Consider the following 25,020-nt stretch of genomic DNA (forward strand, 5'->3'; position numbering starts at 1 on the left):
GAATAAACAGTCAGGCCCCTGTCTACCACGGGGCGCGGTTCAGGGTGAAGCCCCGGGCCTGCAGCAGGTTCAGGACGCCGTTCTTGCCGGGCAGATGGGCCGCGCCGACGGCGATCACGATCCGGTCCTGCCCGGCGTTCAGGATCACCGGCATCCAGCGGCTGTTGCGCAGGTCCAGCAGGCGGCGGTTGTACTGGCGCCACAGCCGTTCGGTCTCGGCGCTGGAAAAGCTGCTGTACTGGGCGCTGACCCAGGGGGCGAGGACAAAGGCGCTCCAGACGCTTTGATCGAAATAGGCCTCGACCGGGGTGGCGTCCTCGGGCCTGCTGGACTGGATCAGCTCCAGTTCAAGCTCCAGCATCCGGGTCTGGTCGCGCAGCGGCAGGCCGGCCACTGCTGCCAGCGCCTGTTCCGGAGTTTCCAGCGCGCCGAGCGGGATGCGCTTGCGGCGGGCGAAATCGGCGATCCGGTCATCGAGGCCGCGGCGCAGGCCAAAGCCGTAGGGGCGGCAGCCGCTTTGCACCAGGAACATCGAGATCGCCCAGGGCTGCATCCGGTTCACCCGGTCCAGGTTGGCGCCGCTGATCCGGGCAGTCAGTTCGAACCGCTGCCAGGCCTCCTGGCCCAGCAGGTGGCGCAGTTCCTGGCCCTTGGGCAGCAGAAAGCTGCGGGCCAGCGACGGCGGCATCTCGTCCAGCCGCTCCATGTCCGCCTGCGAGGTTTCCAGGTAGATTGCCTGCGCCGAGGCCAGAGCCGGGCGCAGGGTGCGCATCACCTTGGCCATGCGGGCGTCGCCGCCGTGCATGGTGCCGATCACATGGATGGTGCGGCCGCCCTTGGTGGCGACCCAGTGGTTGCCGCGGGAAAACGGGGTGGCGGCCATCTCGCGCTCCAGCCGGGCCTCGGTTGCGGCGGGCAGATGCGCGCGGTAGTCGAGGCCGCGGCAGGCGGCAAAGCCGGCCGTGGCCTGCAGGGTGAGGGCAAGCGCCAGTGCTATCCGTTTCATCACGTGCCCTTTCCCCGGTTGCGGAACTGTGGCCTGGACTTATGAACCTAGGTCCGCGGCCGGGGGGCGGCAATGTAAAACCTTGTGAGGCGGGCGGTTTTTGGACGCGCGTGGCGGTTTGCGGCAGAGTTGCCTTTGGCGGCGGATCCTGCGAGGGATTGGGCATGGACCGCGAAGATCAGCTTTACCCGCCCGTCAAAGCGCTGCTGGAAGCGCAGGGCTATGGCGTCAAGGGCGAGGTGGGGGCTGCCGATGTGGTGGCGGTCCGCGGCGATGAGGCGCCGGTGATTGTCGAGCTGAAGCTGAAGTTTTCGCTGTCGCTGTTTCATCAGGCGGTCGCGCGGCTGGCAGTCACCGATCACGTCTATATCGCGGTGCCGCGGCCCGGCGGCAGGCAGGCGCGGCGGATGCTGAAGGACAATCTGGCGATGTGCCGGCGGCTGGGGCTGGGGCTGATCACTGTACGCGGGGACGGCCGCGCCGAGGTGCATTGCGACCCCGGGCCATATGCGCCGCGCAAGTCGAAGAAAAAGCAGGCACGGCTGCTGCGGGAGTTCCAGGCCTTGCGCGGCGACCCCAACGCGGGCGGCGCCACAAGGCACGGGATCGTCACCGCCTACCGCCAGGATGCCTTGGCCTGCGCCGCGCATCTGGCCGGGGCAGGGGCCTGCAAGGGGGCGGAGGTGGCCAAGGCCACCGGCGTGGCGCGGGCCACCCAGCTGATGGGCAGGAACCATTATGGCTGGTTCGAGCGGGTGGAGACCGGCATCTACCAGCTGACTGATGCGGGCCGCGCAGGCCTGGTGCATTGGGCCGGAAGCTGGGAAGAGGACTGATCTCCCGCAGGTGCGCCATTGATGTGCTAATGTGTACCTTTCCGTGTTTGTCTTGTTTTTAGGTTTTGCTGAAGGGTTCGGATTAATTCACCTCACGTCAGACGCATTTTTTCCCTGTTGAGCAAAGCCCGGCCTGCGCCGATGACTGCGCCAGCTTTGCACGAGGGGAGACAGCAATGGCAACTCAGGACATCGACCGGCTGCAGGACCGCCTGCGGGCGCAGCGGGTCAGCTTCGACAAGATCCCGGTGATCGACATCAGCGCGCTGAACACGGGCGGCAGCCTGTTTGAGGTGGCCAAGGAAATCCGCTGGGCGCTGACAAACGCTGGGTTCTTTTACGTCAAGAACCACGGGGTGCCGGAGGCGGTGGTGAACGGCGCCTTTGACGAGACCCGGGCGTTCTTCGACCTGCCGCTGCAGGACAAGATGGACCTGCATATCTCCAAGTCCGGGATGGCCTTGCGCGGCTATATCGAGATCTTTGGCGAAAACACCGATCCGAAGAAGACCAAGGATCTGAAGGAGTGTTTCGACATCGGGCCGGAGTGCCCGTCGGGCGACGCGCCGTTCTTTGGCCCCAACCTGTGGCCCGCGGCGCGGCCGCAATTCCAGCAGGCGGTCTATGGCTACCATGAGGAGATGAAGGGCCTGGCGCAGCGGCTGATGCGGGCGATTGCGGTCAGCCTGGATCTGGAGGCGGATTTCTTTGCGCCCAGGATGCAGGACCCGATCACCATCCAGCGGCTGCTGCACTACCCGCCGCAGGAAGGGCAGATCGACGAGAGCGTGATGGGCATCGGCGCCCATACGGATTACGGCAGCCTGACCATCCTGGCGCAGGACGATGTGGGCGGGTTGCAGGTGATGAACCGTGACGGCGCCTGGATCCAGGGGCCGCCGATCGAGGGCACTTTTGTGATCAATATCGGCGATTTGATTCAAAGGCTGACCAATGATCTCTATCTGGCGAACCTGCACCGGGTGGTGAATGCCTCGGGCCGGGAGCGGTATTCGATTCCCTTCTTCATCGACGCTGATGCGGATGCGGTGTTCCAGCCGCTGGAGAGCTGCGTCAGCGCGGAAAACCCGGCCCGCTATGCGCCGGTGACCTGCGGCACGCATAAGTTCGGGCGTTTCAAGGACAGCTTTCCGCACCTGAACGGCAAGGCGGCCTGAGCCGCTAAATCAAGGAAAAACAGGGGGCGCTGCGGCGCCCCTCATTTTTTGCCGATTCCCCTGTTGACAAGGCCGCGGGGCATTCCTAGCTTCCCCTCGTTATCACTCGCCGGGTGTGAGTGATAACGGCCCCTGCCAGGGAGCGGGGGTGGAACGAGATAACAACCTTTGAGCCTTTAAGGAGCTGCAAAGATGGCATTGAAACCGCTTCATGACCGTGTGCTGGTGCGCCGCACCGAAAGCGAAGAAAAAACCGCTGGCGGCCTGATCATCCCCAATTCCGCCAAGGAAAAGCCGAGCGAAGGCCAGGTCGTCGCAACCGGTGAAGGCGCCCGCAAGGACAGCGGCGAGCTGATCGCAATGGCTGTGAAAGCCGGCGACAAGATCCTGTTCGGCAAATGGTCCGGCACCGAAGTGTCCGTCGACGGCGAAGAGCTGCTGATGATGAAGGAAAGCGACATCATGGGCATCATCGAGTAAGCCCTTAAGGCTTCTCTGATCCCCTAACTCGCTGACAATTACAGAATTTCTCTAGGAGAGTGAAAAATGGCTGCTAAGGACGTCAAATTTACCACTGACGCGCGCAACCGCATGCTGGCCGGCGTGAACGTGCTGGCTGATGCTGTCAAAGTGACCCTGGGCCCGAAAGGCCGCAACGTGGTTCTGGACAAATCCTTTGGCGCGCCGCGCATCACCAAGGACGGTGTGTCGGTTGCCAAGGAAATCGAACTGGAAGACAAGTTCGAGAACATGGGCGCCCAGATGGTGAAGGAAGTTGCTTCCCGCACCAACGACGAAGCCGGCGACGGCACCACCACCGCCACCGTTCTGGCGCAGGCGATCGTCAAAGAAGGCCTGAAGCAGGTTGCAGCGGGCCTGAACCCGATGGACCTGAAGCGCGGCATCGACCTGGCAACCGCCAAAGTCGTCGAAGGCATCAAAGACATGGCCCGCGAAGTGAAAAACTCCGCTGAGGTTGCGCAGGTTGGCACCATCTCTGCCAACGGCGAAGCCGAAATCGGCCAGCAGATCGCAGACGCGATGCAGAAAGTCGGCAACGAAGGCGTCATCACCGTTGAGGAGAACAAAGGCCTCGACACCGAGACCGACGTTGTCGAAGGCATGCAGTTCGACCGCGGCTACCTGTCGCCCTACTTCGTGACCAACCCGGACAAGATGATTGCAGATCTGGAAGACTGCATGATCCTGCTGCACGAAAAGAAACTGTCCTCGCTGCAGCCGATGGTGCCGCTGCTGGAGCAGGTGATTCAGTCGCAGAAGCCGCTGCTGATCATCGCCGAAGACGTTGAAGGCGAAGCGCTGGCGACCCTGGTTGTCAACAAACTGCGCGGCGGCCTGAAAATCGCAGCCGTCAAGGCACCGGGCTTCGGCGACCGCCGCAAGGCCATGCTGCAGGACATCGCGATCCTGACCGGCGGCCAGGTGATCTCCGAAGATCTGGGCATGAAGCTCGAGTCCGTCACCATGGACATGCTGGGCACCGCCAAGAAGATCGAAATCACCAAAGACGAAACCACCATCGTCGACGGTGCCGGCGAGAAGGCCGAGATCGAAGCGCGCGTGGCTCAGATCCGCACCCAGATCGAAGAAACCTCTTCCGACTACGACCGTGAGAAGCTGCAGGAACGCGTTGCCAAACTGGCAGGCGGTGTTGCCGTGATCCGCGTCGGCGGCATGACCGAAGTGGAAGTGAAAGAGCGCAAGGACCGTGTGGACGATGCTCTGAACGCCACCCGCGCAGCTGTGCAGGAAGGCGTGATCGTCGGCGGCGGTGTGGCTCTGGTCCAGGCCGGCAAGGCGCTGGAAGGCCTGGAAGGCGCCAACGCCGACCAGAACGCCGGTATCACCATCGTCAAGAAAGCCATCGAAGCGCCGCTGCGCCAGATTGCTGAAAACGCAGGTGTCGACGGCGCCGTGGTTGCGGGCAAAGTCCGCGAAAGCACCGACAGCGCATTCGGCTTCAACGCGCAGACCGAAGAATATGGCGACATGTTCTCCTTCGGCGTGATCGACCCGGCGAAAGTGACCCGCACCGCTCTGGAAGACGCGGCATCGGTTGCAGGCCTGCTGATCACCACCGAAGCCATGGTTGCTGACAAGCCCGCCAAAGAAGGCGCAGGCGCCGGCGGCGGCATGCCCGACATGGGCGGCATGGGCGGCATGGGCGGCATGATGTAATCACAAATCCCAACGGGATTTGTGATGGGCGGCAGGCGATTGGCCCGGACCAGTATCGGGACAGGCCAATCTGCCGGAAGCCCACCGCTAATGACTGCAAGATTCGGGGCTGCCTATCAAGGCGGCCCCTTTTTTGTTTTCCGGCAAGGGTGGCCCGCCTTGCGGGCCTGCCTCCGGCGGGAGTATTTTTGGAAAGATGAAAATGCAGGAGCCAGTAAATGGTTGTTGGGCCGGACTTCAGCAGGGATACGAAGCCGGAGGATGCAGGCGAGGTTGATATGCTGCTGCGGGCAGCCTTCGGCGGTGAGGATGAGGTGCGCCTGGTGCATGCGCTGCGCCGCGATGGAGATATGGTTTGCGAGATGGTGAAGCCGTGGCAGGGACGGATTGCGGGCTATGCGGCGCTGTCGCGGATGGCGGCACCCGCAGGCTGGCTTTGTTTGGCGCCGGTGGCCGTTCTGCCAGAATTCCAGCGCGGTGCGCTGACGCCGCCCGGGCAGGGCAAAGGCCCCTGGCGGGTGGGGCAGAGGCTGGTTTCCGAGCTGGCCTTGGCTGCTGAGATTCCCGGTTTGGATCTGGTTCCGGCAATTGTTGTTCTGGGGCAGCCGGAGTTCTATGAAAAATGCGGATTCTTCGGGTCCCGGGCTGCGCGCTTGAAGACGCCTTACCCTGCCGGGTATACGATGCTGGCGGCACCTGGCGATGACGTGCCGGAGGAAGACCTGATCTATCCGCGGGCGTTTTCCGGCGGCGGCTGACACGAAGAGTTCATTGGCGGGGCCAAAGCCGGCGCATTAGCTGTTGAGGAATAGGCGCGACAGGGAGGGTCCGGCAGATGGCGGTACTGGCAGGGCGGATGCTGGCCCGTCTGCTGTTTGCCCTGATGGCTGGCCTGGCTGTTGCCGGCTGTGCAGTGTCGCCGGTGGACCGGCTGGCGAAGCCGCCGAACCTCTATGCGACCGGGCGCAATTATCAGGCCGAGGAGGTGCCGCAGGCACAGCGCACGGTGGCGCCGCGGCTGCTTTATGTGACCAACCGCTCGCAGCGGCTGAACGGGGACGGGTCGGTCACCTATCTGGCGGAGCGGTCGGATTCGATGGCCTTTGGCGCCGCCGAGGTGCAGTTTGCCGGGGTGCAGGACTGGCCGGAGCTGGTGGCGCTGACCCATGCCGATGGCGCCGGGCGGCTGCCGCGGCTGAAGGTGGCGGGGTTTCGCGACAGCATCCGCTTTGCCAAGACGCCGCTGACGGCGGAGCGGCGGCTGGGGCGGGTGGTGACCGAAACGCAGGCGGAGCGGGAATACGCCGCCCATGCTGCCGCCTTCCGCAAGGCGATCGCGGCAGAGGTGCGGCGGGCGGGCAGCGGGCGCATCCTGCTGTTTGTGCATGGGTTCAACAATGATTTCGAGGAGGCGCTGACGACGCTGGCCAATATCTGGCATTACGCCGGGCGGCGGTCCGTGCCGATGGCGTTTTCCTGGCCTGCGGGCAATCCCGGAGTGTTCAAGTATTTCCGCGACCGGGAGGCGGGGGAGTTCTCGGTGTTTCATCTGAAGGAGACGCTGGATCTGCTGGCCTCGGTGCCGGAGGTCGAGGATATCGACATCGTGGCGCATTCGCGCGGCGCAGATGTGGCGGCCGCTGCCCTGCGCGAGCTGGTGATCCGCGAGCGCGGGCGGGGCGTGCGGCCCAAGGTGGCGCTGAAGACCGGCACGCTGATCCTGGCGGCGCCGGATCTGGATGTGGGCATCGTGCGGCAGCGGCTGATCAGCGAGCGCGTCTTTGCCGCCTTCGAGCAGGTCAATGTCTATATCAACCCGGAGGACCAGGCGCTGGCCTTTGCCTCGATCCTGACCCAGGAGGCGCGCTTCGGGCGGCTGGAGGCAGAGGATTTTGCGCCTGGCGAGCTGGCCTCGCTGAAAAAGGTGGGGCTGGTGCATTTCATCCGGGTCGAGGGCGCGGGCGGGGCCGGGCATTCCTATTTCCGCGACAATCCCGGGGCGATGTCGGATATTGCGCTGGCGCTGCGTACCCGCGCCTTTCCCGGCGGCACCCTGCGGCCGCTGGCGCTGGATCAGGACAACATCTGGACCTTGCACCCGGACTACCCGCTGGAGCGGCTGCCGGATCTGGATCTGGACTTTGTGCCGGAGCGGCGCTGAGGCCGTGCTGGGCGGGCGGCGCCCGGCTTTTGGCGGCGGCGGTGCCTGCGGGCCTTGGAAGTTTGAGTATTTATCACCAGAAAGAAGCATGGCCGATTGCGGTGCCCGGGGGGCAGAAACCACTGGCCTGGCCGGGCCGGGCAATGTAGCTGGCATGTCATGCGCCTGTTCTGTCTTGTCTCTTTCACAATGATTGCCTTTGCTGCCAATTCGATCCTCGGGCGGGAGGCGATTGGCGGCGGCTATATGGATGCCACCGGTTTTGGCCTGTGGCGGCTGGTGTCGGGCGCGCTGATGCTGGCGGTTCTGTGCCGGCTGCGGGGGCTGCAGACCTGGACGGCTGAGCGGCTGCTGCGGCCGTCTTCGCTGTGGGGCGGGGCGGCGCTGACGCTTTATATGGCGGGGTTCACCCTGGCCTACCAGGATCTGGATGCGGGCCTTGGCGCGCTGGTGCTGTTCGGGGTGGTGCAGATTTCCATGTTCCTGTGGGGCACTGTAAAGGGCGCCCCGGCGGCCGGGCTGCAGGTGGCGGGGGCCGTTTTGGCCTTTGGCGGGCTGGCCTATGCGGTCTGGCCGCAGGAGGGGGCGGGGGTGCCGCTGGCGGCGTCGCTGCTGATGGCCTTGAGCGGCCTGGGCTGGGGGATCTACAGCCTGCTGGGGCGCGGCGCGCGGCAGCCGCTGGCAGCGACGGCGGTGAATTTTGCCTGGTCCAGCGTGATGATGCTGCCGGTGCTGCTGGTGGCGGGGGGCGGCACGGTGGTGAGCCTGTACGGCGTGTTTCTGGCGGTGCTGTCGGGGGCGGTCACCTCGGGGCTGGGCTATGCGCTGTGGTACCGGGTGCTGCCGCAGTTGCTGCCTGCGGTTGCTGCCACGGTGCAGCTGAGCGTGCCGGTGATCGCCATCCTGGCGGGGGCTGCGCTGCTGGGTGAACCCATCGGGCTGCGGCTGGTCTTTGGCACCGCGGCGGTGCTGGGCGGCATCGCGCTGGTGGTGCTGCGGGCGCCCGCGGTGCGGCCGAAGACGGCGCAGTAGGGCTTTTCCCGCCCTGGGTTTGCGCTTATCTGGGGGCCATGCGTATTGGTTTGAAATCCTTGATCCTGAGTGCCGCAGCACTGCTGCCGCTGCCTGCGGCGGCTGAGTGCGTGATCCTGCTGCATGGGCTGGCGCGCTCTGAGGCGTCTTTTGCGGTGATGGAAGAAGTGCTGCAATCGCGGCAATACACCGTGGTGCGGCCCGGCTATCCCTCCACCGAGGAACCGGTGGAGGCTCTGGCAGAAAGCGTGCTGCCCGGGGCTTTTGCCGCTTGCGGGACCCAGACCGCCCATGTGGTGACCCATTCGATGGGCGGCATATTGCTGCGCTACTGGCTGCAGGACAGCCAGCCGCGCAATCTGGGACGGGTGGTGATGATGGGGCCGCCCAACCAGGGCAGCGAATTGGTGGACAAGCTGGGGGACTGGGAGGTGTTCGGCTATCTGAACGGGCCTGCCGGGCTGCAGCTGGGCACCGGGCCGGACAGCCTGCCGAAACGCCTGCCGCCGGTGGATTTCGAGCTGGGGGTGATTGCCGGCAGCGAGACGCTGAACCCGGTGTTCTCGAACCTCATCCCCGGGGCGGATGACGGCAAGGTCTCGGTCGGCAGCACCCGTGTTGAGGGCATGGCGGCGCATCTGACGCTGCCGGTCACCCATACTTACATGATGAACAGCCCGCAGGTGATGGCGCAGGCGCTGCATTTCCTGGAGGAGGGGCGGTTTGAGCCGTCGCTGACCTGGCTGGCAGCGGTGGAAGAGATTATCACAGAGGCCTGCCAGCTGAACGGCGGCTGCGGGGGAGCAGGGAAATGACGCTGGAACTGACCTTGCAGGGCGGCGATGTACTGCGCCCTGGCGGGCTGGAGCGCGGCGGCGGGATTGCCATTGCGGATGGTCTGGTGGCGGATGCGCCTGCGGGCCGTGTTGTGGATCTGTCGGGCTATCTGGTGCTGCCGGGAATCGTGGATCTGCATGGCGACGGCTTCGAGCGCCACCTGGCGCCGCGCCGCGGCGCGATGAAGCAGATGGGCGAGGGCATCGTGGCGGCGGAGGCGGAGCTGGCCGCCAATGGCATCACCACGGCGGTGCTGGCGCAGTTCTATTCCTGGGAAGGGGGTTTGCGCGGGCCGGAGTTTGCGGGCCAGGTGTTCGAGGGCATCCAGGCGGTGCGCGCGGGCCTGGTCACCGATCTGCTGCCGCAGCTGCGGTTCGAGATCCACATGCTGGAGGATTATGCCGGGCTGGCCGCCAAGGTGGCGGAGTGGGGGGTTCCTTATGTGGTGTTCAACGACCACCTGCCGCATGAGAGGCTGGCTGAGGGCAAGAAGCCGCCGCGGCTGACCGGCCAGGCGCTGAAGGCGGGCCGCAACCCGGAGGTGCATTGGCAGATGCTGAAGGACATGCATGCGCGCCGGGATGACGTGGCCGCAGCAGCAGGGATGCTCTGTGCGGAGCTGGCGGCCCTGGGAGTGCGGCTGGGCAGCCATGACGACCACACGTCTGAGGACCGCGCCATCTGGCGTGAACGCGGCGCCCGGATCTCCGAGTTTCCCGAGACTCTGGAAGCGGCAGAGGCGGCACGGGCGGCAGGCGACCACATCATCCTCGGCTCGCCCAATGTGGTGCGGGGCGGCTCGCACAAGGGCAATGCCTCCGCCGTGGAGCTGATCGCTATGGGGCTGTGCGACGCGCTGGCCTCTGACTACCACTACCCCAGCCCACGCCGTGCTGCGCTGATGCTGGAACGCTCCGGCCTCATGGACATGGCGGGCGCCTGGCGGCTGGTCTCGGACGGCCCGGCACAGGTCCTGGGCCTGACCGATCGCGGGCGGCTGGAGGCAGGCAAGCGGGCGGATATCGTGGTGCTGGACAAGGAGAGCCAAAGGGTCGCGGCGACACTGTCCGGCGGCCGGGTCAGCTATATGTCCGGGGCGGTTGCCTCCAGGTTCCTGGGGTAGCTGCGCCGCGCGTCAGGCCAAAAGGCCCTCCTTGCGGCGCGTGAAACCGGCGGGGCCGCTTTCACCGGGCTGCCTTGCAGCAACGGGCGGGGCTGGCTAGGGTCAGGGCGATTGAATTCAGACCTTTGCAAAGCGATGGAAAGGACCCGGAAATACGGCCGCACCTTTCACCTGCCGCACTCTCCCGGTGCTGCCAGTGACGATAAGATCCTGCCGGATACCGCCGCTCTGCTGGCTGAGCCTGAGGTGGTGATCACCGAAAAGATGGATGGGGAAAACACCTCCATTCACCCGGGCGGCTGCCATCCGTGCAGCCCGGATGCGCAGTATCATCCGTCGCGCGGCTGGATGAAAGCCTGTGCCGCGGGAATTTCTCCGGCCCTGGCCGAGGGTGAGCGGATTGCGGGCGAATACCTGTTTGCCCGCCATGCCATCGTATATGCAGCACTGCCGAGCTATTTCCTGGGGTTTGCCTGGATCATTGATGGCGTGATCCAGCCCTGGGAGGAGACGCTGGCCCGGTTCGGTGAACTGGGGATTGCCAGCGTGCCGGTGCTGTACCGCGGAGCGCCCTCTGAACAGGTGCTGCAGCAGACCATTGCCGCGCTGGACCTTGAAACGCAGGAAGGGTTTGTGGTCCGCGCTGCCAGAGAGTTTGGCGAGGCAGACATGCAGAGGCTGCTGGCCAAATACGTCCGCGCGGATCACGTGCAGACAGAGGTGCATTGGATGAACGCGGAGATCATCAAAAACACCCTCGCCTGACGCCGCCTGCTGCTTCTTTCTGGTTGAAAATACTCCGGGGGTCTGGGGGCAGCGCCCCCAGCCTTGCCGGCCTGACCCTCAGCTTTGCGGTTTCTGCACCCGGTTCACATGGCCCATTTTGCGGCCTGGTTTGGCCTCGGCCTTGCCATAGAGGTGGATGGCGCAGTCCGCCTCCTTGGCCAGCTCCGGGACACGGTCCACGTCATCGCCGATCAGGTTTTCCATTACCACATCGGAATGGCGCTGGCCGTCGCCTAGAGGCCATCCCGCAATCGCGCGGATGTGCTGTTCGAACTGATCCACGGTGCAGCCGTTCTGGGTCCAGTGGCCGGAGTTATGCACCCTGGGCGCGATCTCGTTGACGATCAGGCTTTGGGGCGTGACGAACAGCTCAACCCCCAGCACGCCGACATACTCCAGCGCGTTCAGGATCTTGCCCGCCATCAGCACCGCGTCCATGCGCTGGGAGGTGGTCAGCTTGGCGGGCACGGTGGTCGTGTGCAGGATGCCGTCGCGGTGGACGTTCTCGCCGGGGTCGAAACAGGCGATCTCGCCGGTTACGCCGCGGGCGGCAATGACCGAGACCTCATGGCTGAAATTCACGAAGCCTTCGAGGATCGAAGGCGCGCCAGCCATGGCGGCGAGCGCTTCGCCTGCGTCCTCCGGCGCCTTGATGCGGGCCTGGCCCTTGCCGTCATAGCCGAAGCGGCGGGTTTTCAGGATCGAGGGGGCGCCGATCTCTGCGAGCGCGGCATCGAGGCTGGCCTGATCGGTGATGTCCGCGAAAGGCGCGGTTTGCAGGCCGAGGTCTTGCAGGAAAGTCTTCTCGGTCAGCCGGTCCTGGCTGATCCGCAGCGCCTCGCGGCCCGGGCGGATCGGTTTTTGCGATTCCAGCAGGTCGAGGGCGGAGGTCGGGATGTTCTCGAACTCATAGGTGATCACATCGACGGAGGCCGCAAAGGCGGCGAGTGCGGCTGCATCCTCGTAGCTGGCGGTGGTCACCTGTTCGGCGACATGGCCTGCGGGCGGGTTAAGCCCTGGCTCAAAAATATGGGTCTTGAAGCCGAGGCGGGAGGCCGCAACCGAGAGCATCCGGCCGAGCTGGCCGCCGCCAAGGATGCCGATGGTCGATCCGGGGGCAAGCACATCAGTCATCGGAGGGCTCCTCGGGGATGGAGGCAGAGAGGGCGTCGCGCCAGGCGTCCAGGCGCTGGGCCAGGGCGGGGTCCTGCAGCGCCAGGATGCCCGCGGCCATCAGGCCTGCGTTGGCGGCACCGGCGGACCCAATGGCCATGGTGGCGACCGGGAAGCCCTTGGGCATCTGCACGATGGAATAAAGCGAGTCGACGCCGGAGAGGGCGCGGGTCTGGACCGGCACGCCCACGACGGGCACACGGGTCTTGGAGGCGACCATGCCGGGCAGGTGGGCCGCTCCGCCAGCCCCTGCGATGATCACCTGCAGGCCGCGGTCCGCGGCGGATTTTCCGTAGCTCCACAGCCGGTCCGGGGTGCGGTGGGCGGAGACGATCCTGGCCTCGTATTCGACGCCCAGTTCATCGAGGATATTGGCGGCTTCCTTCATGGTGGGCCAGTCGGATTGGCTGCCCATGATGATGCCCACTTTGATGTCACCCATGGATGGTGGCTCCTGTCGCGGCTTGTGGAGCGCGCACTATAGGGAAATTGGCATTCGGCGCAATCCGGGTTGGGCCGGAATTCAGCCCGGTTTGCCTTGTTTTGCAGGCGATGCCGCTTTGCCGCAGGGGGAGGCTCCCGCCCGCGCGGGGATGCAGCGGGGCTGCACCGCCCCCGCGGTTGGGCGTGGCGCCGTGCTGGCGCACGGCGCGGGCGTCGGGGCTTGTGCGCTTCCAGGGGCCGGTGCAGGGTGGCGGCTGGACCAGGGAGGACAGGATGCTGGAACTGCGCCCCAATTGCGAGCTGTGCGATAAGGATCTGCCGCCCGATGCCGTGGAGGCGCGGATCTGCAGCTATGAGTGCACCTATTGCGCAGACTGCGCCGAACGCGTGCTGCACAATGTCTGCCCCACCTGCGGCGGCGGTTTTGCGCCGCGCCCGATCCGGCCTAGGAACGCCTGGCGCGAGGCGCTGAAGCTGGGGCTGGAGAACCATCCGGCCAGTACAGAGCGGGTGCATTCGAAATTCAGCCGCGCCGATATTACCGCGCATGTGGCGCGGATCCGGCATTTGAAGCCGGAGGAGAGGTGAGCATTCTCAGCCTCCGCCGCGGCGGGACTTCAGGCGCTTGACGATCTGCCGTTTTTCCCAGTCCTGGCCGAACAGGTCGATCATTTCATAAACGCTGAGCCCGTGCATGGCGAGGCCGATGCCCCAGCCGAGCGCGGGCCAGACCACCCAGAAATACCCGGGGCTGGTCAGCAGGTTCAGGACCAGCAGCCCGGCCATCACCACGGCGTATTGGATGGCATGGGTGTAGAAGGCGCGGATGTCGCGCACGTATTGCATGGCGTTCCGTTCTTCTTCGCTCAGTTCGGGCGCGGCTGCTGGGGTGGTCTGCATGTCCTGTTCCTTTCGCAGGCTGGAGAACTCCGTTTCCAGAACAGCGGCAATGCATTTCAGGGTTTCGGGGCTGGCCTTGGCGCCGCGTTCGATACGCTGCAGCGTGCGGGTGCTGATGCCTGCCATGCCGGCAAGCTGCTCCTGGGACAGGCCTTTTTCGAGGCGTAGCTTTCTGACAATCACTGTAAGTAGTCCTGCTGTTCACATGCTGACAGTGTCACCGGAGCGGAGAACCGGCCACGACACTCTCCTGACACGGGCCCGCCAATTGGGCGGCGTGCTGCGGTTTTAGCCGTTTGCGGCGCGGAGATCCATTGTCAGCGGAGGCAGGCACAGCTGAGACGGGCGCGGAGGCCGGCACCCGGACGGTTGCCTGAGCCGCCGGGCTGGGGGCTCAGGGCTTTTTGTTCCGGGATCAGCCCCGCTGCTTCGGCAGGATCAGGTTCAGCACCAGCCCCGCAACACCCGACAGGCCGATGCCTGCCAGCGTGAAGCCTTCGCCGAATTGCAGTGTCAGCCCGCCGAGGCCGATGATCAGCACGGTGGAGATGATCACCATGTTGCGGGCCTCCGACAGCTCGCCGCCCAGTTTGGCGAGCACCGACAGACCAACCACGGTGACCATGCCGAACAGAAGGATCATGATGCCGCCCATCACCGGCATCGGGATGGTGGAGAGCGCGCCTGACAGCTTGCCCGCAAAAGACAGCGCGATGGCAAACAGCGCCGCCCAGGTCATGATTGCAGGATTGAAGGCGCGGGTCAGGGTGACGGCGCCGGTGACCTCGGAATAGGTGGTGTTGGGCGGCCCGCCCAGCAGGCCCGCGGCGGCGGTGGCCAGGCCGTCGCCCAGCATGGTGTTCTGGATGCCGGGTTTTTCCATGTAGTCGCGCTTGGTCACATTGGAGATTGCCAGGATGTCGCCGAAATGCTCAATCGCGGGGGCGATGGCCACCGGCAGGATGAACAGGATGGCGGCGAGGTTGAACTCGGGCGCGACGAAGCCGGGGAGTTTGAACCAGGGCGCGTCCGCGATGGCGGCGGTGCTGAGCAGCGTCTCGCCGGTCACGGCGCCCAGGATCACGGCCGCGATGCAGCCCGCAGCGACGCCCGCCAGGATCGGCACGATGCGCATGATGCCGCGGCCCAGGATCGCCGTCAGCATGGTGGTGCCAAGCGAAATGGCGGCGAGCAGCAATGCGGTATTGCGCGGCATCACCTGGGTGTCGCCTGCAAGGCCGGTGGCCATGTTGACTGCAACCGGCGCCAGCGACAGGCCGATCACCATGATGACGGGGCCGACCACCACGGGCGGCAGCAGCCGGTGCAGGAAGCCGGGGCCAAAGGCGCGGATGGCAAAGGAGAGCGCCACATACAGCAGGCCCGCGGCAGCCAGGCCGCCGGTGGTCGCGGCCATGCCCCAGGTCTGCACGCCGTAGATGATCGGCGCGATAAAGGCAAAGGACGACGCCAGGAACACCGGCACCTGGCCTCGGGTCACGATCTGAAAGATCAGCGTGCCAAGCCCTGCGGTGAACAGGGCGACGCTGGGGTCAAGCCCGGTCAGCAGCGGCACCAGCACCAGCGCGCCAAAGGCGACAAACAGCATCTGGGCGCCGGCCAGCGCCTGTTTCGGAGAGAAGGTGTAACCGGCGGCCTGTGCATCAGGCGCCGGGATCTGTTCGCGCGCAGCGGTCATGTCCAGGCTCGTCTTGTTGTTCAGAGGCTTGCCCCGGAAGGCCTGTCCTGCGCCGCCCGGAATCAATCGCAGTGCTCCTAGACGGTTTCGCCGGATTTGACCATCCGGTAAGAGGCCGCGCCGGGGCGCAGCGGGCAGCTTCTTTCTGGGGACAAATACTCCGGGGAGTCCGGGCCTTTGGCCCGGACGGGGCAGAGCCCCCGCAGCGCGCCGTCAGGCGTGCTGCCATGCTCAACGCCCTGCGGGGCAGCCTGGCTGCACCGGACGGCGGGGAGAGCCCCGTCCGCACCGCTCAGGGCTGCCCGAAGAAGGCGGCAACCTCTTCGATAATCTGCCGGTGCTTGGCCGCGCGTTCCGCGCCGCCGGCCGCGCAGATGATCTCGTCGCCGGGCTCGGCCTCTGCCAGGAGCGCGTAACCGCCCGGCTTGCACTGGCCCAGAAAGTCGAAATGCGAGAGGGTTTCCGGTTCGATATAGCGGCTGCTGCCGCTGGGCAGGGTTCGCGCCAGAGCCCGGGATTCGATGTCCAGCGTCAGGCCGGAGTTCATGACGGGCGCGCCGTAGACCAGCATCGGGCGGGTGATCCGGGCCAGGCTGTCCTTGGCAAAGCTCTGGGTGCCGCCCAGGTCGAACAGGGCAAAACCCTTGATGCGGGGATCGGACAGGTCTGCCTCCATGCGGGCCCGGTCCTCTGGCGTTTCAGCGACCTTCCAGCCTTTCAGAACGCCGCAGGCCAGTTCGTCCGGCATCTGGCTGCAGGTTTCGGCCAGCCTGTCCGCGTCATAGCGCGCGCCTGCCAGCAGGGCGGCGGTGAAGCCGCCGAGCGAGTGCCCCGCCATATAGATACGGTCCGGATCGGTGAGGCCGGCCAGTTCTGGCGTGTTCAGCAGGTGGGTGATGACCCGGGAAATGTCGCGCGGCCGCTCCCACAGCTGGCGGCTGAGGTCGGGCTCGCGCGACCAGGTGGAGGTGCCGGGATGGCTGATGGCGGCAACCACGTAGCCCCGGCGCGCCAGGGCCTCTGCCAGCCAGGCCTGGTTGAGGGCATTGCCGTTAAGCCCGTGCGACAGCACCGCCAGCGGGAAGGGGCCGGGGGCGGGGGCAGCTTCCCTTGCGGCCTGCGGGGCCTGCCAGACCTTGCTGTCATAGAGCGGCGTGAGCGGGGCATCGCCTGTTGCGGGATACCACAAGAGCCCGTGCAGCGGGCGGGTGCCTTCGGCGGCGGGGATGGTCAGATCGCGCAGGCCGGGCAGATAGGATTGCGCCGTGGCGGCGGCAGCGCTGCAGAGGAAGGCGAGAGCGAGGAGGAGGGGTTTCATGATGTGCTCCGGGAGTGTTTCAGATGCACCGGAACCTGAGCGCTGCGCACAATTGCAGCAATGGCGTCAGCGGCTTATAGCTGTCCTGAAACCTGATGCAGGACAGGATCGCAGGAAAAGAGGACAGATGGACAGCGGCGCAATGATCTCCTTTCCGCTGCCGGTGATGACTGCAGCCCTGTGCTGTGCGCTGGCGGTGCTGATCTGGCGGGCGGAGTTTGGCTGCCGCCGGGCGAATCTGCTGTTTGCCGCCTGTTTCGGGCTCGGCGCGCTGTCGTCGCTGCTGGTTGGCTTGCGGTTCGGCTATGGCGTCAGCGCGGCAATTCCGCTGCAGCGCATCCTGCCGCTCTTTTTCGGGCCGCTTTTGTATCTCGGGTTTGCGGCCCTTGTGCCGGAGGGCCGGGTGTTCCGGCGCCAGGCCCTGCTGCATCTGGCGGGGCCGGCTGCGGCGCTGGTCCTGTTCGGGCTGCTGATTGCGGACCTTCGGCAATTGGACTGGCTGATCAGCGCCAGCTATCTGGCCTATGCGGCGGCGCTGGTGCGGCTGTGGCGCAGGGGGCCGGATGCGCTGGCGCAGGCGCGGCTGGAGCGGGCGGGCCTGTTGCACCGGTGGATGCTGCGGGCGGTCGGGCTTTTGGCCTTTGTGCTGCTGCTCGACACCGCGATTGCGGCTGATTTTGCCTTCTACGGGGGCGTTCATGTTCCGGCGCTGATCTCTGCCGGAACGGTGCCGCTGCTGGCGATGCTGCTGGCCGCGCTGTGTGTGCTGCCTGCGGTCTTTGCCGCGCCGCGCCGGCCGGCGGAGGCTGCGGCGCCGGGGGGCGCGCCCGAGGAGGCGGGATCTGCGGCAACGGAAGCGCGGCTGCGGCAGCTGCTGCAGAAAGAGCAGCTGTTTCTGGATCCGGACCTGTCGGTGCAGCGGCTGGCCCGCCGGCTGCATATCCCGGCACGGGAGCTTTCGGCGGCAGTGAACCGGAGCCAGGGTATGAACGTGTCGCAATATGTGAACGGGTTCCGCCTGGCCCATGCGGCAGAGCTGCTGGCGGGCCGCGGCGGCAGCGTGGCAGATATCGCTGCCCGGTCGGGGTTCCTGTCGCGGTCCAATTTCTACCGCGAGTTTCAGCGCGTCTACGGTCTGACCCCGGCCGCCTACCGCAAGGCGCAGGAGCCCGGCCCGGCCGCGCATTGACACCGCCGCCGGATACCGCGCTGGCGCGCGGTGCCTCCGGCGGGAGTATTTGAAACCAGAAAGAAGCAGCGGGACCCGCAGCGCGCCGTCAGGCGCGCTGCCGCGCCCAACGCCTGTCCGGCGCAGCTGGCTGCGCAGAGCAGGGGGCGGGAGGGCCTGTTTTCCGTGTGAAGCCGCTGCCTTCTGCAGCGTGTCCCCGCGCAGCTTGGGCACGGGCTGGCGGCGCCGGGCAGGCCGGCGCGGCGTCAGGCGATGATATCCGGGGTGAGCCGGTCTTCGATCAAGGCGATCTTGTCCTTGAGGATGAGCTTTTGCTTCTTCAGGCGGCGGATGGTCAGCTGGTCGGAGGTGGCGCGCTCTTCCAGCGCGCTGATCGCCTCGTCCAGATCACGGTGCTGCCTGCGGAAAACCTCCAGCTCAACTTTCAGGACCTCATCGGTCTTCATCGACACATCTGTGGGTGCATTCATGGGCGACTCTGCAAAGCTGATGAATGAAGTGAGAGTGAAGATACTTCGTTAATGGCTTTTCCGCTAGACCTATGGGGACATGCTCTTGTGAATCCAGCAGGAACTTCCCATATTCCAAGGGAAGCGGCTGCCGGGACCGGGGCCGCGCGCATCCGTCGCTTTGGCATAAAGGACGAACACACGTGTCGAAACTTACCTTGGGCTCCTACCCGCATATGCTGGGGTTCGAGCAGCTGGAACGCCTTCTGGAACGCTCGGCGAAATCGGGCAACGAAGGCTATCCCCCTTATAATATCGAACAGACTTCCGATCATTCCTACCGCATCACCCTGGCTGTGGCCGGGTTTGCCGAGGAGGATCTGGCGATCACCGTCGAGGACCGGCAATTGGTGATCCGCGGCCGCCAGCGCGACGACAGCGAAGGCCGCGTGTTCCTGCACCGGGGCATCGCGGCGCGCCAGTTCCAGCGCATGTTCGTGCTGGCCGATGGCGTCGAAGTGGGCGAGGCGGTGATGGAAAACGGGCTCTTGCATGTGGATCTGACACGCGCACGGCCTGAAACCGTGGTCCAGACGATCAGCATCAGAAAGGGGTAAGAGCAATGCATACACCGTTTGACTTCAAGGCAGGCGCGGACCGCACCGTCTATGTGAAACCGGTTGCGGTGGCCGATCTGCCCAAGGAGCTGCGCGACAGTGCTGCCGGCCATGACCGGCTTTATGCCGTGCATGACGCCGAGGGCGGCCGGCTGGCGCTGGTGGCGGACCGCCGCATGGCGTTCGTGCTGGCGCGGCAGAACGACATGACGCCGGTTGCGGTGCACTAGGGTCCGGTGCACCAACTGGCGCCATTGCCGGAAAGAGCTTGATTTAACAGATGCCAGGCCTCCAATTGGGGGCCTGTTTTGTTTCAGGAGACCGGTTTGGAGACTGGCATATGATTTTTACTGTATTCCGCCGTCTGGCGATCGCTTTCGGTCTGATCTCCGCCGCCACTGCGCCGGTGACGGCCGATCCTTTTGTCGCCTGCGTGCAACGGCAGCTGGCTGATCTGGGGTTTGATCCGGGCCGGACTGACGGGGCATTGGGCCGCGCAACGCAGCGTGCGTGGCAGGAAATGACAGCGGCACTTGCCGTGGGTTCTTTCAGGAATTTGGCGGAACTGCCGGCGCTGAAACGGGGATCGGCAATCCATTGGTGCCGTGAACTGCCGGCACTTGACGGGGGCTTGGCCGTGCACCTCCCTTCTGCACAGCAGACCAATATGCTCAGCGATCCCGGACTGGCGGAAAAGGCAGTCGCCTGGACCTATGAGTCGGCACGCAAGTTCCTGCGCAAGGAATACGGGCTTGTTCTGGCGGGCAATATCGGCATTGCGGCATCTGCTGATCCCAAAACCCTGCGAGCGCTGACGCGCCGTATCAAGGCGGATGTATCTGCATTACGGTCAGATTCTGACGCGGACATCAAAAGGCTGTGCTCAAAGGTGGAGGGCTATGCAGGGGCAGCTTATCAGAACTGGCTGTTTGTCTGCTGGGCGAGGCCCAAGGCAATGACCCAGGCCTGGCTCACCGGCGCCAAGGTCGACATGGGGGCGCTGATGGTGCATGAATACGTCCATATTGCTCAGGGTGAATTGAGCGGGGCCCGAACAAATGCCCGCAGTCTTCAAGCGATGAATCACTTGTATGGGCCTCTCTGGATGGTGGAGGGCGCCGCGCAGGTGATCGCCGCACAGTATCTAAAGAAGGAAGTCCGGGGATTCAGGGCGTACAGCCTGTCCGAGCTAAGGGTTCGCGCCGGAGACTCGGGGAAAAACCTCAGCGCGCTGCGGGGGGCGGATAGCGTGGAGAACGGGGGAGACTACTCTCTGTCGCTCTTTGCGGTTCGAATTCTTGCCGAAATCAAAGGTCAGGACGCCTTGTTCGATTTCTGGCGCCAGCTGGGCTATGGCAAAAGCTGGCAGCAAGCCTTCCGGGATACTTTCGGGTTGGAGCTGCAGGACTTTGAAAGGAAGGTCATGGAGATACAGGGCACACCCGGTGCGGCGAGAAAGTTCATCCGGGACGTCAAACGGGGAAGAGCATAATGGCACAATTTGATTTCGACTGGGTGGATGCGTTCTCTGCCCGCGCCTTTGGCGGCAACGGCTGTGCTGTAGTGCATGGCGGGGCGCATTTGCCGGAGGCAGTCTGCACCGCTTACGTGCGGGAGACCTCGCTGGTGGAATGCACTTTTACCGGACCCTCGGACGTGGCGGATGTGAAGGTGCGGTACTTCCTGGCCAGCCGCGAGATCCCCTTTGCCGGCCATCCGACCATCGCCACGGTGGCGGCGATGCGGGACCGGGGGCTGTTTCAGGGAGACAGCATCACCCTGGAAACAGGGGCCGGGATTGTGCCGGTCGCGCTGGACGGCGATCTGATCGAGATGACACAAGTTGCGCCGGAATTCGGCCCTTTTGCCGATCCCGCGCTGGTGGCAGCAGCCGTGTCCTTGCCGGTGGAGGCCATCGTGGGACGGCCGCAGAAAGTGTCCACCGGGCTGCCGTTCTGCGTCACCGTGCTGAAGGACCGCGCGGCGCTGGAGGCGGCGAAACTGAACATTGACGCTTTGGCGGCCTTGGGCCAGTCGCTGGGGGCAGACGGCATCGACATGATGGAGCCGTTCCTGGTGGCGCTGGAGGGGGCAACGGCCGCGGGCGATACGTTTTCCCGGCTGCTGATGGCGCCGCCCAGCCCTCCGGAGGATCCGTTCACCGGATCGGCAACCGGGGCGATGGCGTCTTATCTTTGGAAGCACGGGCTGATGGAGAAGGCCGGGTTCACAGCCGAGCAGGGCCACGGGCTGGGCCGCCCCGGCCAGGCGCGGGTGGCGCGGGTTGGCGCGCCGGATGCGATTGAGGGCGTGCGGGTGGCCGGCGAAGGGTTCGTGCTGATGCGCGGCACGGTGGATTTGCCGGAGGCGCAGTAGACAGTTGCAGACAGCGCGGTGCCGGCGCCGGGAGGGCCGCGCGCTGAAACCCGGCGGCAACTGCAAAATGCTTGGGTTTTCGGCCGGCCGGTTGGTTCCTGCTGGCGCGATGCCCGGCTTTTGCTTAATGCTTTGGGTTGCATAAAAGTTAAACTTCCAAGGATTGATTGCATGAAAGCCAGCTTGCGATTGCTCGCCGCTGTTTTGCTCCCTCTCGCCCCTGCTGCGGTGCAGGCGGCTGAACCCGCCAAACGGTCTTACATCAGCTGCGTGCAGCATCAGCTGGCCGCGATGGGGGTGCCGGGCGTTGCCGCGACCGGCAAGCTCAACGGGGCCACCCGCCAGGGAGCAGACGCCTTGCAGGCGCAGAATCCGGCGGCGCACGGTCTTGCGATGCTGCCGAAGCTGAGTGACAGAAGTGCGGTGGGCTGGTGCCGTGAGATTGGGGCGCTGAAGCCTGCGTTGCGGGAGTTTATGCCCGGATCGGCCGCGCCGATAGTGACCGGCCAGGGCGGGGCGGGCAGCGAACAGACACGTTTGCTGCGCCAGGCCTTTCTGGATGTCGAGCGCTTTTATCAGACGCATTACGGCATATTTCCGGCCAGCCGGGTCGATGTTGCCGGCGCGGACAGCGGCGGGGCGCTGGCGCAGCTGGCGGTAGGCCTGCAGCGCCAGCGCGGCCGGTCTTACGGGCGGATGGCCTCATATGTCGCCAAAATCTGCAAGACGCCCAGCACCAGCTATGGCGGCCAGGCCTACCTGGATCAGCTGCTGATCTGCTGGCCGCTGAAGGCGCGCTATGACGGGGCCTGGGCGAACAAGGTCCGGCGGATTGCCGGATCCATCATGGCGCATGAATTCATGCATCACATTCAGCGGGAGCTGGCGCATGAAAAGGTGCTGAACAGCAATTACCGGCCGCGCCGCCGGCTGGGGCCTGCCTGGATGGTCGAGGGCGGCGCCGAGCTGGGGGAATACAACTGGCGCGTCCAGCGCGGCGGCGGCCGGAAACTGTCCTTGCAAGAGCTGCAAAAGCCTGCGCGCGAAAACAGCAAGGGTCTGCGCGGGATGCAAAACTACGGGACCGTGAAAGGCGGGGAACAGTATCTGACAGCCCGGTTTGCAGTGTATCTTCTGGCGGGCCGGTTCGGCGAGGAGGCGGTGCTGAACTACTGGCGCTACCTGGGGCAGGGGAAATCCTGGGAAGCGGCGTTCAGGGCGGCCTTTGGAATGTCGCTTGGCGGGTATTCCAGCGCATTCGAAACCTTGCGCAGGGACCCGGCGCTGGCCCGGACCTTTTTGGCGGGAGAATAGGCAGCGGCCGGCGCGCCGGAATTATGCGATAATTCCGGCCCGGAAAACATGTGTTTTCCGAGCCGTTTTTCTTGCAGAAAAACGGTTGCGGCCCGCCAATTGGCGGGCCGCTTTCTTGTATCGCGCTACTTTCCGGATCAGCCGGAGATCAGACCCATGCTTTCCAGTTTCAGCAGAACCTGGTGGGCGCAGTTGTCGACGTCGGTGCCTTCGGTCTCGACCGACAGCTCGGGGTTCTGCGGCACGTCGTAGGGGTCGGAGATGCCGGTGAACTCCTTGATCTTGCCTTCGCGGGCCAGCTTATACAGGCCCTTGCGGTCGCGGCGCTCGCATTCCTCGATCGAGGTGGCAACGTGCACTTCGACAAAGGCGCCGAAGGCTTCGATGTCCTCGCGCACGGCGCGGCGGGTGGTGGCGTAAGGCGCGATCGGGGCGCAGATGGCGATGCCGCCGTTCTTGGTGATCTCGGACGCCACATAGCCGATACGGCGGATGTTGAGGTCGCGGTGCTCTTTCGAGAAGCCCAGCTCGGAGCTGAGGTTCTTGCGCACGATGTCGCCATCGAGCAGGGTCACCGGGCGGCCGCCCATTTCCATCAGCTTGACCATCAGCGCGTTGGCGATGGTGGATTTGCCGGAGCCGGAGAAACCGGTGAAGAACACGGTGAAGCCCTGCTTGGAGCGCGGCGGCTTGGTCTTGCGCAGTTCCTTCACCACTTCCGGGAAGGAGAACCATTCCGGGATTTCCAGGCCTTCGGCCAGGCGGCGGCGCAGTTCGGTGCCGGAAATGTTCAGGATGGTGACGTTGTCGCGGTCTGCGATTTCGTCGTTGGGCTCGTACTGGGCGCGCTCCTGCACATAGACCATGTGCTTGAAGTCGACCATTTCGATGCCGATTTCTTCCTGGTGCAGGCGGAACAGGTCCTGCGCGTCATAGGGGCCGTAGAAATCTTCGCCCTGGCTGTTTTTGCCCGGGCCCGCGTGATCGCGGCCGACGATGAAGTGGGTGCAGCCGTGGTTCTTGCGGATCAGGCCGTGCCAGACCGCCTCGCGCGGGCCGGCCATGCGCATCGCCAGGTTCAGCAGCGACATGGAGGTGGTGGCCGCCGGATACTTGTCCAGAACCGCCTCGTAGCAGCGCACGCGGGTGAAGTGGTCGACGTCGCCCGGTTTGGTCATGCCGACAACCGGGTGGATCAGCAGGTTGGCTTCGGCTTCGCGCGCGGCGCGGAAGGTCAGCTCCTGGTGGGCGCGGTGCAGCGGGTTGCGGGTCTGGAACGCAACAACCTTGCGCCAGCCCAGCTTGCGGAAATAGGCGCGCAGCTCGTTCGGGGTGTCGCGGCGGCCGCGGAAGTCATAGTGGATCGGCTGCTGGATGCCGGTCACGGGGCCGCCCAGGTAGATCTTGCCGGCCTGGTTGTGCAGGTAGTTCACCGCCGGGTGGGCGTCGTCATCGGCGCCAAAGACCTTCTCGGCCTCTTTGGACTTGTTCGGGGTCCAGTTGTCGGTGACGGTCATGGTGGCGAGGATCACGCCTTCCTGGTCGCGCAGGGCGATGTCCTGGCCCGCTTCCAGCGATGCGGCGAAGTCTTCGGACACGTCCAGGGTGATCGGCATCGGCCACAGGCTGCCGTCGGCCAGGCGCATGTTGTCGACAACGCCGTTGTAGTCGGCCTCGGTCAGGAAGCCTTTCAGCGGGTTGAAGCCGCCGTTCATCAGCAGTTCCAGGTCGCAGATCTGGCGCGGGGTCAGGTCCCAGCTGACCAGGTCGGCTGCTTCGACCTTCAGTTTCTGCGCGCTTTCGTAAGAGACATAGAGCTCGGGAATGGGAGCCAGATTGCTTTGCATCGGGTTGTTCCTGTGTTTGAGAGGGGGGAGGCCGCTGGCCGTGCCTGTGAGTTCCGCGTGCAGCGCGTTGTATTCTGCGAGCTTGCGGGCGAGGAATTGATCGGTGAGACGCACTTTTTCCGCAGCACCCCGGGTGGTCAGCGAATAGGCAAACCGCTGCCGCTTGTCCGGGCCGGGACGGTCACTAATGGTGATCAGGCCGGAATCCGCGGCGAGGCGCAATTGAGTGTTCAGCCGGCCGAGCGAAATCCCCAGCGCCGCGGCGGTGGTCCGCTGCGAGGCATCCGGCTCGGTGTCGAGCTGGCGCAGGAGGCGGAAGAGCAGGTCTTCCTCATCCGGGGTGGAAGGGGAAAATTCGGCGGGCACTGTTCACTGTCTCAAAGTGTGTTCACGTGTGAACGCATTGCATGGATCGCCCCGGAAGCAAAGCCCTAAATCGGTCAAATTGCGGATTTCTGCCGCCGTGGCATCGCTGCAACGGGAGCGGGTGGCGGGGCAGGCTGTTCCCCTCGTGCTTGCCTCAGCCGTTCCCTTGT

At 65.1% G+C, this 25,020-nt stretch carries 25 protein-coding genes; 17 read left to right on the top strand and 8 right to left on the bottom strand.

The genetic code is table 11. The features are described 5' to 3' along the window. Positions 1–22 precede the first annotated feature (22 nt). Positions 23–1,006, bottom strand: coding sequence for a TraB/GumN family protein (locus ACXAEH_RS00775; protein ID WP_475030591.1), 984 nt, complete (start codon positions 1,004–1,006; stop codon positions 23–25). Between the two features lie 164 nt (positions 1,007–1,170). Here ACXAEH_RS00775 and ACXAEH_RS00780 point away from each other — a divergent pair, with 164 nt between their 5' ends. The 10 genes from ACXAEH_RS00780 to ACXAEH_RS00825 all read left to right on the top strand — a co-directional run bounded on the left by ACXAEH_RS00780 (position 1,171) and on the right by ACXAEH_RS00825 (position 11,137). Next, complete coding sequence (locus ACXAEH_RS00780) at positions 1,171–1,842, top strand: DUF2161 domain-containing phosphodiesterase (RefSeq protein WP_475030592.1); 672 nt, start codon at positions 1,171–1,173, stop codon at positions 1,840–1,842. 176 nt (positions 1,843–2,018) lie between these two features. Further along, complete coding sequence (locus tag ACXAEH_RS00785; protein WP_475030593.1) at positions 2,019–3,020, top strand: isopenicillin N synthase family dioxygenase; 1,002 nt, start codon at positions 2,019–2,021, stop codon at positions 3,018–3,020. Positions 3,021–3,212: 192 nt separating this feature from the next. Further along, on the top strand, positions 3,213–3,500 hold the full coding sequence (gene groES, locus ACXAEH_RS00790) for a co-chaperone GroES (protein ID WP_475030594.1): 288 nt from the start codon (positions 3,213–3,215) through the stop codon (positions 3,498–3,500). 66 nt (positions 3,501–3,566) lie between these two features. After that, positions 3,567–5,219: a chaperonin GroEL gene (groL, locus tag ACXAEH_RS00795; RefSeq protein WP_475030595.1), complete on the top strand. Its 1,653-nt coding sequence runs from the start codon at positions 3,567–3,569 to the stop codon at positions 5,217–5,219. Between the two features lie 218 nt (positions 5,220–5,437). Then, positions 5,438–5,977, top strand: coding sequence for a GNAT family N-acetyltransferase (locus ACXAEH_RS00800; RefSeq protein WP_475030596.1), 540 nt, complete (start codon positions 5,438–5,440; stop codon positions 5,975–5,977). Between the two features lie 77 nt (positions 5,978–6,054). After that, positions 6,055–7,380, top strand: a complete 1,326-nt coding sequence (locus tag ACXAEH_RS00805) for an alpha/beta hydrolase (protein ID WP_475030597.1) — start codon at positions 6,055–6,057, stop codon at positions 7,378–7,380. 159 nt (positions 7,381–7,539) lie between these two features. Beyond that, a complete protein-coding gene (locus ACXAEH_RS00810; RefSeq protein ID WP_475030598.1) occupies positions 7,540–8,412 on the top strand; it encodes a DMT family transporter in 873 nt (290 codons plus the stop codon). 38 nt (positions 8,413–8,450) lie between these two features. Continuing rightward, positions 8,451–9,227 (top strand): alpha/beta fold hydrolase, encoded by a 777-nt coding sequence (locus tag ACXAEH_RS00815; RefSeq protein WP_475030599.1) that lies wholly within the window; start codon positions 8,451–8,453, stop codon positions 9,225–9,227. Next, positions 9,224–10,372: an alpha-D-ribose 1-methylphosphonate 5-triphosphate diphosphatase gene (locus ACXAEH_RS00820; RefSeq protein ID WP_475030600.1), complete on the top strand. Its 1,149-nt coding sequence runs from the start codon at positions 9,224–9,226 to the stop codon at positions 10,370–10,372. Before ACXAEH_RS00815 ends, ACXAEH_RS00820 begins: the two co-directional genes overlap by 4 nt. A gap of 135 nt (positions 10,373–10,507) precedes the next feature. Next, positions 10,508–11,137 (top strand): RNA ligase family protein, encoded by a 630-nt coding sequence (locus tag ACXAEH_RS00825; protein ID WP_475030601.1) that lies wholly within the window; start codon positions 10,508–10,510, stop codon positions 11,135–11,137. A gap of 78 nt (positions 11,138–11,215) precedes the next feature. Here ACXAEH_RS00825 and ACXAEH_RS00830 read toward each other — a convergent pair whose 3' ends face one another. Together ACXAEH_RS00830 and purE are read right to left on the bottom strand one after the other, a co-directional pair. After that, positions 11,216–12,292 carry a 5-(carboxyamino)imidazole ribonucleotide synthase gene (locus ACXAEH_RS00830; RefSeq protein WP_475030602.1) on the bottom strand — a complete coding sequence of 359 codons (1,077 nt, stop codon included), beginning with the start codon at positions 12,290–12,292 and terminating at the stop codon, positions 11,216–11,218. Beyond that, positions 12,285–12,773 (bottom strand): 5-(carboxyamino)imidazole ribonucleotide mutase, encoded by a 489-nt coding sequence (gene purE, locus ACXAEH_RS00835; protein WP_475030603.1) that lies wholly within the window; start codon positions 12,771–12,773, stop codon positions 12,285–12,287. Before purE ends, ACXAEH_RS00830 begins: the two co-directional genes overlap by 8 nt. Before the next feature lie 275 nt (positions 12,774–13,048). Between purE and ACXAEH_RS00840 the strand changes: the two genes are divergently transcribed. Next, the gene (locus tag ACXAEH_RS00840) at positions 13,049–13,363 is read left to right on the top strand and encodes a DUF1272 domain-containing protein (RefSeq protein ID WP_475030604.1); all 315 of its coding nucleotides are present in this window, start codon (positions 13,049–13,051) and stop codon (positions 13,361–13,363) included. Positions 13,364–13,369: 6 nt separating this feature from the next. On the opposite strand, the gene ACXAEH_RS00845 is transcribed toward ACXAEH_RS00840, so the two are convergent. From ACXAEH_RS00845 to ACXAEH_RS00855, 3 genes are all read right to left on the bottom strand, one after another. Continuing rightward, on the bottom strand, positions 13,370–13,858 hold the full coding sequence (locus ACXAEH_RS00845; protein WP_475030605.1) for a 2TM domain-containing protein: 489 nt from the start codon (positions 13,856–13,858) through the stop codon (positions 13,370–13,372). A 232-nt stretch (positions 13,859–14,090) separates the two neighbouring features. Beyond that, positions 14,091–15,374 carry a uracil-xanthine permease family protein gene (locus ACXAEH_RS00850; RefSeq protein WP_475030606.1) on the bottom strand — a complete coding sequence of 428 codons (1,284 nt, stop codon included), beginning with the start codon at positions 15,372–15,374 and terminating at the stop codon, positions 14,091–14,093. Positions 15,375–15,666: 292 nt separating this feature from the next. Beyond that, positions 15,667–16,692, bottom strand: a complete 1,026-nt coding sequence (locus ACXAEH_RS00855) for an alpha/beta hydrolase family protein (RefSeq protein ID WP_475030607.1) — start codon at positions 16,690–16,692, stop codon at positions 15,667–15,669. 127 nt (positions 16,693–16,819) lie between these two features. On the opposite strand from ACXAEH_RS00855, the gene ACXAEH_RS00860 reads away from it, so the two are divergent. Further along, entirely contained in the window at positions 16,820–17,881 is a 1,062-nt protein-coding gene (locus ACXAEH_RS00860; RefSeq protein WP_475030608.1) for a helix-turn-helix transcriptional regulator, read from the top strand. Between the two features lie 245 nt (positions 17,882–18,126). On the opposite strand, the gene ACXAEH_RS00865 is transcribed toward ACXAEH_RS00860, so the two are convergent. After that, positions 18,127–18,351, bottom strand: a complete 225-nt coding sequence (locus ACXAEH_RS00865; protein ID WP_039129125.1) for a YdcH family protein — start codon at positions 18,349–18,351, stop codon at positions 18,127–18,129. A gap of 182 nt (positions 18,352–18,533) precedes the next feature. Between ACXAEH_RS00865 and ACXAEH_RS00870 the strand changes: the two genes are divergently transcribed. From ACXAEH_RS00870 to ACXAEH_RS00890, 5 genes are all read left to right on the top strand, one after another. Beyond that, complete coding sequence (locus ACXAEH_RS00870; RefSeq protein ID WP_019298576.1) at positions 18,534–18,947, top strand: Hsp20 family protein; 414 nt, start codon at positions 18,534–18,536, stop codon at positions 18,945–18,947. A gap of 5 nt (positions 18,948–18,952) precedes the next feature. Then, positions 18,953–19,177 (top strand): DUF1150 family protein, encoded by a 225-nt coding sequence (locus ACXAEH_RS00875; protein ID WP_475030609.1) that lies wholly within the window; start codon positions 18,953–18,955, stop codon positions 19,175–19,177. A gap of 110 nt (positions 19,178–19,287) precedes the next feature. Further along, positions 19,288–20,439, top strand: a complete 1,152-nt coding sequence (locus ACXAEH_RS00880; RefSeq protein ID WP_475030610.1) for a hypothetical protein — start codon at positions 19,288–19,290, stop codon at positions 20,437–20,439. Then, positions 20,439–21,323: a PhzF family phenazine biosynthesis protein gene (locus ACXAEH_RS00885; RefSeq protein WP_475030611.1), complete on the top strand. Its 885-nt coding sequence runs from the start codon at positions 20,439–20,441 to the stop codon at positions 21,321–21,323. Before ACXAEH_RS00880 ends, ACXAEH_RS00885 begins: the two co-directional genes overlap by 1 nt. 171 nt (positions 21,324–21,494) lie before the next feature. Then, on the top strand, positions 21,495–22,637 hold the full coding sequence (locus ACXAEH_RS00890; RefSeq protein ID WP_475030612.1) for a hypothetical protein: 1,143 nt from the start codon (positions 21,495–21,497) through the stop codon (positions 22,635–22,637). 137 nt (positions 22,638–22,774) lie between these two features. On the opposite strand, the gene ACXAEH_RS00895 is transcribed toward ACXAEH_RS00890, so the two are convergent. Beyond that, a complete protein-coding gene (locus tag ACXAEH_RS00895; protein ID WP_475030613.1) occupies positions 22,775–24,850 on the bottom strand; it encodes a bifunctional sulfate adenylyltransferase/adenylylsulfate kinase in 2,076 nt (691 codons plus the stop codon). Positions 24,851–25,020 lie beyond the last annotated feature (170 nt).

This window comes from Leisingera sp. ABM4_060, assembly GCF_056158765.1.

Excerpts from the sequence above, each read along its gene's own strand:
- ACXAEH_RS00775 (WP_475030591.1), bottom strand. The coding sequence starts at position 1,006 with ATGAAACGGATAGCACTGGCGCTTGCCCTCACCCTGCAGGCCACGGCC.
- ACXAEH_RS00780 (WP_475030592.1), top strand. The coding sequence starts at position 1,171 with ATGGACCGCGAAGATCAGCTTTACCCGCCCGTCAAAGCGCTGCTGGAA.
- ACXAEH_RS00785 (WP_475030593.1), top strand. The coding sequence starts at position 2,019 with ATGGCAACTCAGGACATCGACCGGCTGCAGGACCGCCTGCGGGCGCAG.
- groES (WP_475030594.1), top strand. The coding sequence starts at position 3,213 with ATGGCATTGAAACCGCTTCATGACCGTGTGCTGGTGCGCCGCACCGAA.
- groL (WP_475030595.1), top strand. The coding sequence starts at position 3,567 with ATGGCTGCTAAGGACGTCAAATTTACCACTGACGCGCGCAACCGCATG.
- ACXAEH_RS00800 (WP_475030596.1), top strand. The coding sequence starts at position 5,438 with ATGGTTGTTGGGCCGGACTTCAGCAGGGATACGAAGCCGGAGGATGCA.
- ACXAEH_RS00805 (WP_475030597.1), top strand. The coding sequence starts at position 6,055 with ATGGCGGTACTGGCAGGGCGGATGCTGGCCCGTCTGCTGTTTGCCCTG.
- ACXAEH_RS00810 (WP_475030598.1), top strand. The coding sequence starts at position 7,540 with ATGCGCCTGTTCTGTCTTGTCTCTTTCACAATGATTGCCTTTGCTGCC.
- ACXAEH_RS00815 (WP_475030599.1), top strand. The coding sequence starts at position 8,451 with ATGCGTATTGGTTTGAAATCCTTGATCCTGAGTGCCGCAGCACTGCTG.
- ACXAEH_RS00820 (WP_475030600.1), top strand. The coding sequence starts at position 9,224 with ATGACGCTGGAACTGACCTTGCAGGGCGGCGATGTACTGCGCCCTGGC.
- ACXAEH_RS00825 (WP_475030601.1), top strand. The coding sequence starts at position 10,508 with ATGGAAAGGACCCGGAAATACGGCCGCACCTTTCACCTGCCGCACTCT.
- ACXAEH_RS00830 (WP_475030602.1), bottom strand. The coding sequence starts at position 12,292 with ATGACTGATGTGCTTGCCCCCGGATCGACCATCGGCATCCTTGGCGGC.
- purE (WP_475030603.1), bottom strand. The coding sequence starts at position 12,773 with ATGGGTGACATCAAAGTGGGCATCATCATGGGCAGCCAATCCGACTGG.
- ACXAEH_RS00840 (WP_475030604.1), top strand. The coding sequence starts at position 13,049 with ATGCTGGAACTGCGCCCCAATTGCGAGCTGTGCGATAAGGATCTGCCG.
- ACXAEH_RS00850 (WP_475030606.1), bottom strand. The coding sequence starts at position 15,374 with ATGACCGCTGCGCGCGAACAGATCCCGGCGCCTGATGCACAGGCCGCC.
- ACXAEH_RS00855 (WP_475030607.1), bottom strand. The coding sequence starts at position 16,692 with ATGAAACCCCTCCTCCTCGCTCTCGCCTTCCTCTGCAGCGCTGCCGCC.
- ACXAEH_RS00860 (WP_475030608.1), top strand. The coding sequence starts at position 16,820 with ATGGACAGCGGCGCAATGATCTCCTTTCCGCTGCCGGTGATGACTGCA.
- ACXAEH_RS00865 (WP_039129125.1), bottom strand. The coding sequence starts at position 18,351 with ATGAATGCACCCACAGATGTGTCGATGAAGACCGATGAGGTCCTGAAA.
- ACXAEH_RS00875 (WP_475030609.1), top strand. The coding sequence starts at position 18,953 with ATGCATACACCGTTTGACTTCAAGGCAGGCGCGGACCGCACCGTCTAT.
- ACXAEH_RS00880 (WP_475030610.1), top strand. The coding sequence starts at position 19,288 with ATGATTTTTACTGTATTCCGCCGTCTGGCGATCGCTTTCGGTCTGATC.
- ACXAEH_RS00885 (WP_475030611.1), top strand. The coding sequence starts at position 20,439 with ATGGCACAATTTGATTTCGACTGGGTGGATGCGTTCTCTGCCCGCGCC.
- ACXAEH_RS00890 (WP_475030612.1), top strand. The coding sequence starts at position 21,495 with ATGAAAGCCAGCTTGCGATTGCTCGCCGCTGTTTTGCTCCCTCTCGCC.